Origin of the sequence: Photobacterium sp. TY1-4 (assembly GCF_025398175.1) — a bacterium.
Lineage (GTDB): Bacteria > Pseudomonadota > Gammaproteobacteria > Enterobacterales > Vibrionaceae > Photobacterium.
This window is the reverse complement of sequence record NZ_CP099734.1, coordinates 1,046,860-1,061,892: the sequence shown is the minus strand read 5'-3', so window position 1 is coordinate 1,061,892 and position 15,033 is coordinate 1,046,860. Positions and strand designations below refer to the sequence as shown.

Sequence of the window (15,033 nt, the reverse complement as noted above, 5' to 3'; positions counted from 1 at the left end):
GCGTTAATTTCCCACTCTGGTGGTGCTGACGCGATCACCAACATTGACAAAACCTTGGCCGAGAATAATGATTTCAGCCGCCGCATCAAAACCACCTAACCAGGCGCCGTCTACATCCGTTTTGACTAAATCAACCGGATGAAAACCGACCACACCATCAGTGACCGTTTTCACACCGACTTGACCGGCATCATCCAACGCCAGGTATGAAGGCGGGAGCTTAATGGCTCGAGTTTCTTCCAGCGAAAGCGTAAGTTCGGCACTCTCCCCCGCCCAGAGCTTCAAATCGGCGTTGGGAATGCTGACTTCAACTTTAAAGGTGTTCGTTTCCTTATTTGAAACGCGAGAAATATAGCGCAGTTCACCTTCAACCTGCTGTGCGTTGCGTAAACTAACGACTGCCTTCTGACCTAAATGAATGGCATGGACGTCTTTCTCGGTCACATCAGCCCTGACGACCAAAGGGTTGATATCCGTAATTTCAGCCACTGCCGCCCCGACCGAAACAAAGTCGCCTGCTTCGATATAACGCTCGTTGAGTATTCCTGATTGAGATGCTCTGATTTCTGTTTTACTGAGCATACGGTTAAGCGCTGCCAAATCAGCTTGTGCCTGACTCAGGGACGCGACGGCTTCCGCCAGCCGAACCTTTCCCTGAAAGCCGTTCGCATTCAGTTTCTGAATACCGTCAAATTCCACCTCTCTCTGCTTAAAGCGCGCCTTTGCATAGGCAATTTGCTCAGGAAGGTTGTTTGTCTCGATCCGGGCAATCAGATCCCCCTCTTTCAAGACGCTACCGCGTCGGGCTATCACTTCAATGACTTGTCCGGACACTTCGGCAGCAACCGTCGCCGTGCGATCAGGCTCTGTACGACCATACAAGTGTACAGAACGGGTAACCAACTCAGCCTTGAATGCTTTCGTCCTCACGCTGGGCAGTGATCCGGTCGACCAGTCAGTTAGCATCGGCTGGGTTTGGTCAGGCTGAGATAATTGCCCTGACGCCATCCAAGCAAAGAGTAGTAATACCAGAACAACTGAAATGACATAGGGCTTAGCAGCCAACTGGGTCGACAGCCGATGTCGCATAGACATGAACAACTCCTTTGACATAATGATCGAGTAAGGGCTGCATGAGTGCGCCTTGCTGATCCTCACGGACACAGAAATAATCAGACCGCGCTCGTGATTGATCGCGCTCTGAAAATCTAATCGTTATTTTCTGTTCAACTATTGTGCGGATACTAAAATTTGTAGTTCAAACCCATTGAGACCATATAGCCACTCTCATCATAGAATTCGATATTCGATGAACTACTGCTGTATCCTGCGAATGACATGAGGGACCAATGATTCAGACCAAAGACTGAGTCATATTCATAGGCGGCAAATAAACTGTAACTGTCATCGGAGCGCGTTTTGTTAAACAGTGGATTCGCTTTATCATAATCGCTGACCCCGTATCCCATAGTGATCGCTAAAAAATGATGACCTAATGCTTTGTAGTAGGTCAGCTCTCCGGCATAGGAAGAAAAGGCCATAACCTCTCCATCAGCATCATGAGCAATATAGGTAATAGAGGGTACGAATGCTGATGTCTGATCAATATCAACTTGATACTCGGTACTGATATAAAAACTGCTCCCGTTTCGATCAAGCAATTTCTGCTCAGCGACGGAAAGATCAGCACCTGATTTTTCATCCTTAATCTCTGTTGTCGCAAAAGCCAAATCAATCGATAGACCAGACCCCGCAATCGTACTGAGCGTGAAACGGTAAGTGTCACCCGATGTATCCGTTGTTTTTCTTTCCGCGTTTGTTAAATATGGATCGGCCCAGGTCTCACCCGATTCGACACTGGGAAGATAGGCAACACTGACAACCGTCCCGTCTGCAAACGCTTGGCGATAACCAACCTCAAGCGCAAAGTCACCCACTAAAATATCCTCACGCGAAGTACCAATGAAGATCTGTTTATTTAACCCGGAACCAAATGTATATTGTAAATTTCCTAAAGGCGTCAATGTCACTTGATTGTCTGAACTGCCTGCTGTGTTTAAATCATCTGATTTGACACGGTTCCCTTCCGTATTGAAATTAGACTTATATGACAGGTAAGCCGTGTTTATCGACACTTCACCACTTATACCTTTATTTTCTGCCAGTTCTGCTATCGATAAATCAGAATATAGCAGTGATAAGATAACCAATGTGTAGCTTATTTTATAAACCATTTTTATATTCCTAAATATTTGGTAACAAAATAGAATAAATGACGAGATTATTTTACCCGACCAGGATCGATTTAGTCAGTTGATTAAATATATTGGTCAAGTTATGGAATATCACACTTCCCCAGATCAATATGTATATAAGCAATGCAACAAAAACCGCAGCGGATCCCATATCCTTGGCCCGTCCGGAAAGTTCATGTTGCTCCAGACCAATACGGTCCACAACAGCCTCCAGTGCTGAATTAATGATCTCCACAAGTAAAATCAACAAAACTCCGAAAACCAATAAAATCAATTGCAGCCAGTCATCGGCGAGTATCAGGCTGCACGGCAATAACAACCCAGCTAAGAATAACTCCTGCCGAAAGGCTGCCTCGTAGCGATAGACCGCTTTAAAACCAGCAATTGAACATCGCATTGCTTTAAGCAAACGCATCAGACCTTTACCATTTGGTTTATTCAATACTTCTGTCATCGCGAATCCCCTGTCCTGGTTATAAAAAACCCGGGAGTGTTGGTCATCACTGACCCGGGTTACAACAAGTGCCACCGGCTATGCGTCTGTATTCTGACTGCGGCAGCTGGCAAAAAGATCTAACTCTTCACGGTAGATATCCGTTTTCACTGACATTAAGCCCAGTACCGAGTGGAAAAGGTAATCTTGCGATATTTCATCCGCCCGCTTGTCGTTTAAACACTCCTGGTCGATGCTGTGGTGAACACGGTATTTCTCGGACAGCCACATCATCAAAGGCACATGCTTCTGCTCCCGGGGTGCAAACAGATATGGGGTTCCATGGGCTTTGTTGATCAAATCAGGAAAACAACAGATCGACCCAATTTAAGCCATGTTTTAGCTAACTTTACGAGTTACGGGCATGCCGAGCCCTGTTAACTTGTTCAACGCACGGACGGCAGCAAGCGCTTCTCCGACCTGAGCGTTGTAATCACGCAGGCTTAAAGCTGAACCAAGCAGTCGCTTATATCTCGACATCGCCGTTTCCGAGATTGAGCGACTGTGGTAACCACTGGTCTTTTTCCAGTGTTCATTGCTACCGTGAATACGCTGGTTTGCAACCGCAACATTTCTGGGGTGACCGTGCTCCCAGTATGCTGCTCCAGTTCTGGGAGGGATAAGGGGCTGTGCTTTCTTCCGTTGAATCGCTTGATAGCACAGCCTGGTATCATAAGCGCCGTCACCTGATATCGATTTGATCTTACGATAAGTTTGGTTAAGTAATGTTGGCATGACCTCACCATCGGTGACGGTTGATAACGAGAGTTCTGCGCAGATAATTTGGTGGGTATCAGCATCAACAGCAAGATGGAGCTTTCGCCAGACACGACGTTGTTCTTTGCCATGCTTTTTCATTTTCCACTCACCTTCGCCGAATACTTTCAGGCCAGTTGCGTCAATAGCTAGATGACGAATTTCACCCCGAGCAGGCATTTTGATAGGGATATCGACCGTTTTCGCTCGCTTGCTGATGCTGCTGTAGTTCGGGCATGTTAGTGGTACTTTCATCAGAGAAAACACCGAGTTCATGAAACCTTGAACAGCACGAAGTGACAGGTTGAATAGTCGCTTCACCATGAGAGCAGTCATGATCGCAGTGTCTGAATATTGATAGCCGCGTCCACGGTTACCGTGATGTTCAGAGCATAACCAGCCGCTTATCGCTTCTTCGTCGATCCAGAATGTCAGCGAGCCGCGGTTAATCAGTGATTGGTTGTACTCTTTCCAGTTATCTGTTCGGTAAGTGCTTTTTCCCATGAGGGTGGCCTGTCAGTAAACGTCACAAGATCAGATCACTGACTGCAAGAAAAGTTCACGCCGATTTAGTCAACAAAGCCGGTTCCATGCAGATACATATTGTTTTCACCGAGTGATTCCCCGTGATCCGACAAGTAGATCATCGCTGTATCATAATGTTTCGAGCGCTGTTTTAGAAACTCGATAACCTTATTTAAAAAATGATCCGTATACAAAATACTGTTGTCATACGCATTGGTAATTTCCTGTCGAGTACAGTCCTGCAGTTGATTGGTTCGACACACAGGTATAAATTTTTCGAAACCTTGTGGGTATCTTCGATAATAGGCAGGCCCGTGACTTCCCTTTTGGTGCAACACGATAAAAGCATCATGGGTCAAATTGTCGATGTATTCTTCCAAGCGATGAAGCAAGATCTCATCTAAGCATTCTTGATCCCGACAAAATTCGCTGACCGCCTGCTGGCTTAACTCTTCTGTAAAAACCCGATCACAGACCCCTTTACAGCCGGAATTATTTTCTCGCCATAACACATCCACACCAACCCGGGCCAGTACATCCAGCAACCCTTCATATTGCTTGGCTTCAGAGCGGCTATAGTCCGTCCGGTCAAAATGAGAGAACATGCAGGGCAATGATACAGCTGTAGACGTACCACATGAGGAGACATTGCTGAAATTAATAATGTCCTGCTGGCTCAGTTGTGGATTGGTGTTTTTATCATACCCATTGAATGAAAAGTTTGCCGCCCTTGCGGTCTCTCCAACCACCAGGATGGTCAGGCTTTTTCTATCCGATGTCACTCTCGACTCACGCCTGGCATCCAGGGCGATCGGTTGTATCGTGATCTTCCCGGAATCCAATACGTTGGAGAGGTAAGTGACCGAGGCATAAATATAGTTCGACGGATTAAGCAAATAACGTAAATGACGATTATTGCGAAACAAGGATGCGTAATCCTGATAAAATGTAAAGGCTATCAAACCTACCACGATAAAACTGCTTGTCCCGCTAACAAGTCGACTCACAACTTCTTTGCCGAGGCTCTGCTTTTGAATATTGAGGCAATAAATCACTACCGCAGGGATCAAACCAAAAACCAGAAAATAGAGCAGCATTTTGAGACTGAGTAATTCGAAAACTTCGCCGGGATCTGTTTCCAGCGTATTTTGGATCATCGTGCGATCAATCATGATCCCGTATGCATCCATAAAATAAGCTGCAAAAGCTGCCGAAATACAAATGAGTATCGTCAGCGGCTTTTGAATATATGGCAAAGCAATCAGCAATAACACAACATTAAAACAACTGACAAGAAATACAAACAATGAGATAAAGAACACCAAATTCCGAAAATTCATCTCATAGTGCAAACTTAATATTTCCTGCCACAACGGAAGGTTATAAAACAAGACCAAGCTCACCGAGAGCAGTAACGTAAGCCGAGTCGAACTCATGGTGGTTTGGGTCAATTTATTTTTCCAACGGAATACTAAATCCATCATGACTTAGCGATCTCCTGGGGCATGACCAACAAAACGTATGAACGGGACATTTTTTTCTCTCTAGACGGTTATTACGGACCCCAAAAATATGCCCGAAAATATCCCCAAGAGATGTCGTGATTCAGTGGTAACCCTGTCGACATTTGTCGTACTTTGTCGTCGTTTGTCAGGCCTGATGACATTCGTTACAGCGATCCGGTATGCCCCTCAAGCGGCAGCTTTCACACCTGTTTTATGTCGAAATGGCGGTTACGGGAGCGGGAACAATAGAAGTGAGCGCCGATCCCGGCGCTGAGTGATGAGATACATCTCCTGATTTAGACTTTCAGCCTCCCAGGAGCGGGACAGCGCTCTGACGAAGGCATGGGCCATAGCTGATGCTTTATTTCAGTGGCCAGCGAAAGAGCATGCGTGTGCCACCATACGCGCTTTCTTGTATTTCTACCTGCCCACGGTGACAACGGGCGATTTGCGCGACAATGGCAAGCCCCAAACCATAGCCGCCACTATTTTTATTACGGCTTGAATCGAGCCGAGTAAAAGGTTCAAAGAGCTGCTGGCGTTGTTCTTGCGGGATCCCCGGCCCATCATCGTCAACCCATAAACAGCAGCTGTCATCGGTAACATCGATGCCCACAACCAAGGTTTCTACCGCGTAATGTCCGGCATTCGACACCAAGTTGCGTAACAAACGACTTAACAGTGCCGGATCTGCGGCGACTTGCACCTCAGCAGTGGGTAACTTGAGGCGCATCGCCATATCTATCTCACCGAGTAAATACTGCTGCTGGGACTGTAACCACTGACAGATAGCAATCCGCTCAAGCTGGACCAAAGGTTCGGTACGCTCCATCTTGGCATAGGTCAACATTTCATCGATCATCTCGTCCATGTCATCTAAATCTTCTGACATGCCGGCAATATAGCTTTGTATCGCGGCCTCATCTTTTTCATCGATCAGCATTTCCAGTTGAAATCTTAGCCGGGCAATCGGGGAGCGCAGCTCATGAGACACAGCATTCGTCAGATGTTTCTGACTAAGGAAAAGACGCTTTAACCGCTCGGCCATCCGATTAAAGGCACGGTTTAAATCTCCTAACGCCAGCGCACCTTCCGGGGCCCGGGTATGAAAATCACCTTGACTAAAGGAGACAGAAATCTGTTCCAAACGCTGTAATCTATATTGCAACCACAGGGCCCAGCCGAGCGTGATCGTGACGATGAACAGCAGGGGTAAGTACTTTGTCGCGAAAGCATAAATCATCATGGCACTATCTGTGGTTCCGATGGGACCAATACGTGCCACAACATCCCCGCCAATGAGCTGATAAGTGATATCTTCTTGCCAGTCGGCGACCCAAATCTCACCTTTTAGCAGTATGTTGACCCCCTGTTCCGGCAGCTGCCACTGTGCCAAAGGACGAGCTTCAATCGGAATATTGGATGTTTGGCGGACTTGCTCCAGTAACGCTTGCCACTGTGGTGCCGTCTGAGTTGGGTACAACCGCTGCAAGAGCAAGTAGGTACCGCGCCAATCACGGGCTTTGTCTTCTGCCACTTCCTGATAATAAAGAACGCCAATGGAAGGCACCACCACCCTTGTATACAATATATAGACTGTGGTTAACACCAAAACTAAGCTCACAACTTGTTTCAACATGCCTTGACTCAAAATCCTTTGCCAACGTCGGGTCAGTGTGGCTGCGAAAGCGGCTCGGTTCATAGCTTAATTTTGTCCATTTTTTGTCATTGAAAATCTCAGGCCTTACCACCGATCGGTCACAAATAAATAGCCTTTTCCACGCACGGTGATAATGCGTCGTGGCACACCCGAATGATCGCCAAGCTTCCGGCGTAACGACACGATCCGGTTATCAATCGAGCGGTCCAGACCATCATGTTCAATCCCCCGCAGAGCCAAGCTGATATCATCCCGAGAGAGCGGCTTTTCGGGGTTACTGGCCAATAACCATAAGAGTTCAAATTCCATCTCGGTTAAATTAACCGGCTTGTCGTTGAGTTGGACCAGACGTCGGCCGAGATGGAGGGTTAATTGTCCAAAGTTTAACTGTTCTGCTCTCTCGTTAGTGGCTGAAGCTGGCTGATGTTCATAACGCCGGAGTAAGGCCCGGACGCGAGCCAGTAGCACCCGCGGATGGATAGGCTTATGCACAAAATCATCCGCCCCCATCTCTAATAACGCGACCTGGTCCATATCATCATCACTGGCGGTTAGCACCAAGATCAATTCCTTGTACCAGGATTTAAGCTCACGACACACCGCCAGTCCATTCATCACGGGTAACATCAGATCCAAGATGATTAACTGCGGGGTCATTTCTCTTGCAATCTGCAAGCCTTGCTGGCCAGTTTCAGCATGCCTGACTGTAAACCCCTGCTGTTCCAAATAATTCTGTATCAATCCAGCGAGCTTTAAGTCATCTTCAATGATGAGGATATTTATACGTTCTAGGTGGCTCATAATCATTTCTACGGTATAGGTTTGCTGTCTTCTGAGCTGTTTGCTACCGATTCTCTGAGAACTCAAGATAAAGCCCAAGAAAGCCTTGGCATGACAGTGGTTGAATCATTATCAATGGCCCGTCATTCTCACGGCACGACACAAAAAGAAAAATGGTATCACCGCGCATGAGTACAGAAAACTATAGACACTCAGTATGGTGGCAGGCGATATCGACACCTGACAAGGCGCCAAATAAACCAATTTTTCTTTACGATACCAGCTATTTACACCAGAGTTAATGACTATTAAGTCACGACAGCAAGTTTGATTGCAAAGCCATGAACAAACGCAAGCGCATGGGTTTGCAGACACCGCAGACGACCGGTCCCGAAACACAACAGCAAATCTTTTGTATTGGCGAGAAAGATCTGGCAATGGATAGAAAGGTGTGAAAGAGGTAGCAGAAACGAAAAGACCGCCCTGTAGGCGGTCTTTTCGGGAAGATGGCGGTGAGGGAGGGATTCGAACCCTCGATACGTTGCCGTATACACACTTTCCAGGCGTGCTCCTTCAGCCACTCGGACACCTCACCAATCAGATTGTTGTTGGCAACAACGGTTTATGGTTGTCGTCTCAACGGGGCGTAACTATAGTGTCCGCTCTCTGCAAGGTCAATAAAAAACAAAAAAAATCGGCGTGCATGCTTAATATTGCAGCAGTTCCGGAATCAAAACCATAGATCCGGCCCTGTTGCTACTGTGTTGCCCGGCCCTGGCTGCTACAATGCAAGCTTTATACTTTTACTTTATACAGACGTCATGCGGCCCGGCGGACCCATCCGGCAGCCATGACGTACACATATCCTGTTCAACGAGATTGTATTATGTCATCCCCACTAAGTGAGTTACTGCAAGATCGCCAGCTGGCCGAGCAACTACTGTCTGAATCACAAACTCGTGGTTTTATCACCGCCATGGCGGCGGCGCCACATCTAATCAACCCGTCCGAATGGTTGGCCTTTATGTGGGGCGGCGAAGAAACATCACCTTTTGCCAGCCATGAAGAGCTGGAAACGTATGCCAATGCGATTGTTGAGATTTGGAACCAAACTCGCGAAGCCCTGCTGACAGGGACCTGGCAGTGGCCGGAAGATTGCGCCCTGGACGATAAAGAGTTGGTCAGCGAAGCGACCCGTGAGTTTTCCGAAGGGATGTTGCAAGGCTGGCAACTGGCGCGTGACGATTGGGAAACCCTGATGCCGGAAGACAGTGAAGACAATGCCCTGCTTGGCGGCGTACTGCTGTGCTTCAGCCTGCTGTACGATCCGGAAAATGCGATGGAAGCCCTGTCTCAGGAAGGCGCTGACAACCTGGCGCAATTTGAAGAGATCTTTCACTCCGTGCCGACCATGGTCTGCGGCCTCACACTACGCGCCCAGGCGCTGGTCGACGCGCAGCAATAACGCAGCAACGGCTAGTGAACGAAACAACAATGGCGGCCAATGGCCGCCATTTGTTTATGATGCCTGCGTATCGCGGCGATAAAGCACTTGTGCGTCAGGCGTTGCCTTTCACTTTCAATTGCAGCGCTGCGGCAAAATCGAGCATCCGGTTCAGCGGGATCAGCGATTTCTCACGCAGGTCCGGGTCGACGAAAATCTCATGCTGCGCGCCCCCTTCGCGTAGACCTTCTTCGATGGCCTTCAGGCCATTCATTGCCATCCACGGACAATGGGCACAGCTACGGCACGTTGCGCCGGCCCCGGCGGTCGGCGCTTCCACCAACTCTTTTTCCGGCACCATTTGCTGCATCTTAAAGAAGATGCCCTTATCCGTCGCGACAATCAGCTTCTGATGCGGCAAGGTTTTCGCGGCCTTGATCAGCTGACTGGTCGAGCCCACAGCATCGGCCAGCGCGACCACGCTGGCCGGTGACTCCGGGTGGACGAGCACGGCGGCGTCCGGGTAGAGATGCTTCATCTCCCGCAGGGCTTTGGCCGAGAACTCATCGTGCACCACGCACTCACCTTGCCACAGCAGCATGTCAGCGCCGGTTTGCTTCTGGATATACGCGCCCAGATGGCGATCCGGCCCCCAGATGATCGGCTTGTCTTCCGCATCCAGGTGCTCGACAATTTCCAGCGCGATACTAGAGGTCACCACCCAGTCGGCACGCGCTTTCACCGCCGCCGAGGTATTGGCATACACCACCACGGTATGATCCGGATAGGCATCGCAAAACTCGGAGAATTTATCAGCCGGACAGCCCAGATCCAACGAACACTCTGCCTCCAGCGTCGGCATCAACACCCGCTTCTCCGGGGTCAGGATTTTGGCTGATTCCCCCATAAAGCGCACCCCGCAGATCACCAGGGTCTTGGCCGGGTGCTGGTTCCCGAACTTGGCCATTTCCAGAGAATCGCCGACGAAACCGCCGGTCTCTTCTGCCAGGGCCTGAATTTCAGGGTCGGTGTAGTAGTGGGCAACCAAAACCGCATCTTTTTCCTTCAGCAGGGCTTTGATTTTTTCTTTGTATGCCAGCTGCTCGTCGACAGTCAACGGCGTCGGCTTCGGGGGAAACGGGTAAACCATTTCAGAGGGATCAAATGTCAGGCTCATGTTTCGAATTGCTCTATCAGCTCGTCCTTACTCGTCCGGGCATTATACACCGCCGCCGCTGAATTTATACACAGCCCCACAAAGTTCTGACAAGTCTGTAACAAGGCCCGGATCTCAGATAGCAAAAAGGCCAGTAAAAACTGACCTTTAGCGAAACTTCTTTTTACTTGGCAAGCTTTTTCAATTGCCGCTCGGCCTGGCTGGAGCTGGTCGAGTCCGGATAGAGTTCCATCACTTGCTGATACAGCTTTTTCGCCTCATCCACTTGCTTGCTGCGCTCGGCGATCACACCCAGCTTCAGCATCGCATCTGCCCGTTTGTTGGAATCTTTGTAGCTGGTGACCGCTTTAAACTGCTCAGTGGCTTTCGGCAGTTGATTCTGGGTGAAGTACAACTGTCCCAGCCAGTAATGGGCGTTCGGCAGATAAACCGATTCCGGGTAAGTGCTCAGGAAGGATTGAAACGCTGCCACGGCCCCGTTGTAATCCTTCTCTTTGAGGATCAGATTGACGGCTTTCTCGTAGGCATCGTTTTCACTGACGTTGGTGCTGTACGTCTCCGAAGAGGCTGGCTCATCAGACTCAGGTTTGGCTTGCGCTTGCGGCTGACGGCTCAGCGTATCCAGCTCCCGGTAGAGCTCACGCTGGCGCTCCAGCATCTGGTTGAGCTCATAGGTATTGCGCTCTACGGCACCGCGCAGCTCGCTGACCTCAGAGCCCAGTTGATCCAACTGGCGCTGCATCTCCAGCTGAATTTGATTTCGCGCCTCAATCATCCGCTCCAGGCGGGTCAAGCTGTCATCACGCTGCTGGCTGTTGCTACCAGCGCTATTCAGCTCGGTAACAGGTGCAGGTGCGGCGACCACTTGGGTCGCCGCACCAACCAGCAACGTAAATGCGAGGCGACGCATCGTGTTACTGTTCATAGTCGTTTCCTACAGATTAGTAAACCAGAACCGAACGACGGTTCTTGGCGTAATCTGAATCGCTGTGGCCCAGAACCAGTGGTTTCTCTTCACCGTAGCTCACAATCGAGATTTGGCTTGCAGAAACACCCAGCGCCTGCAGGTATTTCGCAACCGCATTGGCACGACGCTCACCCAGTGCAATGTTGTACTCTGGCGTACCACGCTCATCCGCGTGACCTTCAACAATCACTTTCACCGCACCGTTATCACGCAGGTATTGTGCGTGTGCTGTCAGCATATCCTGGTAATCCAGCTGAATTTCAGCGTTATCAAACTTGAAGTAAACAGTCTGCTCCTGGCGCAGCTGCTGGTTACGCACTTCTTGCTCAGACAGGGCTGCATCGCCTGCTTCTACTGGCGTTGCAACTGTAGTTTGATCCGCAGGTGTTGTCACTGCTGTGCCCGCACCGGCATTGGTCGTTTCTGATGCCGCAGCGCTGTCAGTACTTTCGTTCGAGCTACAAGCAGCCAGCGTGATCATTGGCAGCGCAATTGCCAAACCCTTTAAAACTTTATTCAGTTGCATTTTATTTTCCTTTTATATCGCTATTTTTTTAGGTGAACGTTATAAGAACGGCCCCCAGGATGGAGCGCGAACCCGCCCGTTCGTCGCAGGTAATCGTGCTTTAAAGCGCCCGTCAATCGACACAAGCGACAACTCATTCGATTTATCATTCACCGAGCTGTAAATCACCATGCCGCCGTTGGGTGCAATACTTGGCGACTCATCCAAAAACGTCTTCGTCAATATCTGAACCGCACCGGTTTTCAGATCTTGTTTAGCAATGTTATACCCAGAGGCTGATCTGTGTACCATTACCAAGAACCGTCCATCAGGCGTCAATTGACCACCCAGGTTCTGACTTCCTTGCCAAGTAAGACGCTTAGTCGAACCGTCTGCTAAATTTACTCGATATATCTGGGGTTTACCACCTCTGTCTGAGGTAAAGATCATAGACTGACCATCTGGATCCCAAAATGCCTCGGTGTTATTCGCACGACCGTCCGTAACTTGGGCGAGTTTCTTCGTTTCCAGATCCAGTACATAAATCTGTAAACTGCCGCTTTTCGAGAGCACTAATGCAAGTTTTTTACCATCAGGTGAAAAACGTGGTGAACCATTATGCCGCGGGAACGACGCGACCATTTCGCGGGTGCCCTGGTAAATGTCCATCACAAAAACTTGGGCTTGCTTATTTTCAAAGCTGACATAAGCGAGCTTGCTGCCATCCGGAGACCAGGATGGTGACATCAACGGCTGCTGCGACTTCAGCACCAGCTGTTCGTTGTAGCCGTCATAATCAGCAATGCGGAGCTGGTACGGATATTTGGCTTTGTCGTCAATCACCACATACGCAATCCGGGTCAGGAAGGCCCCTTTCTCGCCGGTGAGCGTCTCGTAGACGATATCGGAGATCCGGTGCGCGTACTGACGCAGACGGCTCTTTTTCACCGTCGCCGTGCGGGTAAACAGCACGTGATCTTTGGTCAGGACCAACTTGCCGTTATCCAGCCCCCGGCTTTCGCCGCTGGTCAGCTGGCCGCGAACCACATCCACCAATTGGTATTTGATGACATAGTTACCATCGGCATTCAGGGTCACCTGACCGGTCACCAGGGCATCCACCCCGAGCGAAGTCCAGGCGGTGTAATCCACTTCTTCATCGCTGTACGGCGTTTGCGGCATCTTGCTGGTCGCCACCGGGCTGAACTTGCCACTGCGGCGCAAATCGGAGGCAATCACCGCCGCCAGATCGGTCGGCATCCGGCCCTCGCCTTCCCACTTGAACGGTACCACGCCAATCGGGCGAGCAGAATCAACCCCTTCAGTGATCACCAGCTCTAATTCAGCTTGTGCGATTTGGCTAAAACTCAACAGAGCAATACACAAGCCCATGATCCAACGTTTCATTACTACTCCTCAATCATTGCGGGCTTACGGTTAATCTAATATTACGCAGTTTCTCAACCACTGCCGCATCTTCCGGCATCGGGAACTGGCTGACTTTCACCACCGCAGCTTTTGACGCCCGGCACAGAGCGCCGTCACCACCAACTTCCGAAGCATCCAGCAGTAATCCGTTCGCAGCGAGTCGCATCCGGATCACACACTCTTTGCCGAAAAAGCTCTCATCCACCAAGAGCTTCTGCTGGATCAGATCCTGGAAAATCATGGCGTAACGCTGGGTTTCATCCTCGATAAACTGACCGCGGGCCCCACCACGCTGCTCGGTTTCCGCTTCCAGGCCGGCAAACATATCATTGAGTGCCGCTTCCTGCTGGCGCTGAAGTTCGCGGGCTTCCGCCGCTTTACGCTCCGCTTCCTTTCGGGCCGCTTCTGCTTTACGCCGCTCTTGTTCGGCCTTTTTCTTCGCCGCCAGCTCAGCCTTGCGTTGCTCTTCCGCCAAACGTGCTTCTTCTTCCGCTTTGCGTTTCGCTGCCAGCTTCGCCTGACGTTCTTGTTCGGCCTTGCGGGCTTCTTCTTCGGCTTTACGCTTCTCGGCCAGTTTTGCCTGACGGGCAACCTCGGCCTGACGCGCTTCTTCTTCAGCCTGACGCTTGGCTGCCAGCTTGGCTTGTCGTTCCTGCTCTGCCTGGCGGGCTTCTTCTTGGGCACGACGCTTTTCCTGCTCTGCCTGACGCTTGGCTTCGGCGATCCGCTTCTGCTCGGCCTCCGCTTCACGGGCCGCTTTTTCCGCTTTCAGCTTATTAGCTTTGAGCTCACGCAGACGCTTTTCTTCCGCCAGTCGCTGCTGCTCCAGAGCTTCCGCCTGTTGCTCCAGTCGCTTCAGACGATCTTGTTCAGCTTTCTTGGCCGCTTCACGCTGCTGACGAATCTGCTGCGCCTGCTGGTTGACCAACGCCGGGTCCACCACCACCGCCTTAATCGTGTTGCCTTGCGGCTGGGGCTTGCTCATGGAGAAATCCGTTCCCCATAACAGCGCCGCTATCAGTAAACCATGAAGAAGTAACGAAATAATGACGGCAGCACTGTAATTGTTATCTTTCATCCTGCTCGCCTACTGCTCCAAAGGTTCCGTCATCAGACCCACCGAACCGACCCCGGCCTGATTCAGGGCATCCAGGGTCTCGACGATAAACGAATACGGCACACGGCCATCCCCGCCGACCAGCACCGGTGAGCCCGGATTCAGCTGTAGCTCAGCCCGGATCCGGGTCAGCAGATCGTTGAGCGGTAAACCACGCACCATATCGGTATTGTTGACACTCAGGCCCAGATTGCCGTCACGGTCTACCTCGACAATGATCGGCGAGCCGCTGTTGTCATCGCCCATCAGCTCCGCTGCAGTTTTCGCACTCTGGGTGGCCGGCAATTCGACATCTACGCCCTGCGTCACGAATGGTGCCGTGACCATGAAGATGATCAGCAGTACCAGCATGACGTCAATATATGGCACCACGTTGATTTCCGCGGTCATTTTGCGCTTTTTTGGTTGATAAGCCATGGCT

At 50.2% G+C, this 15,033-nt stretch carries 14 protein-coding genes and 1 tRNA gene; 1 reads left to right on the top strand and 14 read right to left on the bottom strand.

The features are described from left to right. Window positions 1–3 precede the first annotated feature (3 nt). The 8 genes from NH461_RS05195 to NH461_RS05160 form a co-directional block, all read right to left on the bottom strand. The gene (locus tag NH461_RS05195) at window positions 4–1,095 is read right to left on the bottom strand and encodes an efflux RND transporter periplasmic adaptor subunit (protein WP_261602191.1); all 1,092 of its coding nucleotides are present in this window, start codon (window positions 1,093–1,095) and stop codon (window positions 4–6) included. Between the two features lie 149 nt (window positions 1,096–1,244). Continuing rightward, the gene (locus NH461_RS05190) at window positions 1,245–2,234 is read right to left on the bottom strand and encodes a DUF2860 domain-containing protein (protein WP_261602190.1); all 990 of its coding nucleotides are present in this window, start codon (window positions 2,232–2,234) and stop codon (window positions 1,245–1,247) included. Window positions 2,235–2,286: 52 nt separating this feature from the next. Next, complete coding sequence (locus tag NH461_RS05185) at window positions 2,287–2,709, bottom strand: diacylglycerol kinase (RefSeq protein WP_261602189.1); 423 nt, start codon at window positions 2,707–2,709, stop codon at window positions 2,287–2,289. Window positions 2,710–3,087: 378 nt separating this feature from the next. After that, window positions 3,088–4,008 carry an IS5 family transposase gene (locus tag NH461_RS05180; RefSeq protein WP_261600582.1) on the bottom strand — a complete coding sequence of 307 codons (921 nt, stop codon included), beginning with the start codon at window positions 4,006–4,008 and terminating at the stop codon, window positions 3,088–3,090. A gap of 65 nt (window positions 4,009–4,073) precedes the next feature. Next, window positions 4,074–5,513 (bottom strand): phosphoethanolamine transferase, encoded by a 1,440-nt coding sequence (locus tag NH461_RS05175; RefSeq protein WP_261602188.1) that lies wholly within the window; start codon window positions 5,511–5,513, stop codon window positions 4,074–4,076. 382 nt (window positions 5,514–5,895) lie between these two features. Further along, window positions 5,896–7,173: an ATP-binding protein gene (locus tag NH461_RS05170; RefSeq protein WP_261602187.1), complete on the bottom strand. Its 1,278-nt coding sequence runs from the start codon at window positions 7,171–7,173 to the stop codon at window positions 5,896–5,898. Window positions 7,174–7,278: 105 nt separating this feature from the next. Further along, window positions 7,279–7,995: a response regulator transcription factor gene (locus tag NH461_RS05165; protein WP_261602186.1), complete on the bottom strand. Its 717-nt coding sequence runs from the start codon at window positions 7,993–7,995 to the stop codon at window positions 7,279–7,281. A gap of 486 nt (window positions 7,996–8,481) precedes the next feature. Beyond that, window positions 8,482–8,569 (bottom strand) — tRNA-Ser (locus tag NH461_RS05160). Between the two features lie 291 nt (window positions 8,570–8,860). Here NH461_RS05160 and NH461_RS05155 point away from each other — a divergent pair. Beyond that, complete coding sequence (locus NH461_RS05155) at window positions 8,861–9,439, top strand: UPF0149 family protein (RefSeq protein WP_261602185.1); 579 nt, start codon at window positions 8,861–8,863, stop codon at window positions 9,437–9,439. A gap of 94 nt (window positions 9,440–9,533) precedes the next feature. On the opposite strand, the gene nadA is transcribed toward NH461_RS05155, so the two are convergent. The 6 genes from nadA to tolR form a co-directional block, all read right to left on the bottom strand. Further along, on the bottom strand, window positions 9,534–10,595 hold the full coding sequence (gene nadA / locus NH461_RS05150) for a quinolinate synthase NadA (RefSeq protein WP_261602184.1): 1,062 nt from the start codon (window positions 10,593–10,595) through the stop codon (window positions 9,534–9,536). A 163-nt stretch (window positions 10,596–10,758) separates the two neighbouring features. Further along, window positions 10,759–11,520 (bottom strand): tol-pal system protein YbgF, encoded by a 762-nt coding sequence (gene ybgF / locus NH461_RS05145; protein ID WP_261602183.1) that lies wholly within the window; start codon window positions 11,518–11,520, stop codon window positions 10,759–10,761. Window positions 11,521–11,536: 16 nt separating this feature from the next. After that, on the bottom strand, window positions 11,537–12,088 hold the full coding sequence (gene pal, locus NH461_RS05140; RefSeq protein WP_261602182.1) for a peptidoglycan-associated lipoprotein Pal: 552 nt from the start codon (window positions 12,086–12,088) through the stop codon (window positions 11,537–11,539). Window positions 12,089–12,127: 39 nt separating this feature from the next. Further along, window positions 12,128–13,474: a Tol-Pal system beta propeller repeat protein TolB gene (gene tolB / locus NH461_RS05135; RefSeq protein ID WP_261602181.1), complete on the bottom strand. Its 1,347-nt coding sequence runs from the start codon at window positions 13,472–13,474 to the stop codon at window positions 12,128–12,130. Window positions 13,475–13,487: 13 nt separating this feature from the next. Beyond that, window positions 13,488–14,573, bottom strand: a complete 1,086-nt coding sequence (tolA, locus tag NH461_RS05130) for a cell envelope integrity protein TolA (protein WP_261602180.1) — start codon at window positions 14,571–14,573, stop codon at window positions 13,488–13,490. 9 nt (window positions 14,574–14,582) lie between these two features. Then, on the bottom strand, window positions 14,583–15,029 hold the full coding sequence (gene tolR, locus NH461_RS05125) for a protein TolR (RefSeq protein ID WP_261602179.1): 447 nt from the start codon (window positions 15,027–15,029) through the stop codon (window positions 14,583–14,585). Window positions 15,030–15,033: the final 4 nt, after the last annotated feature.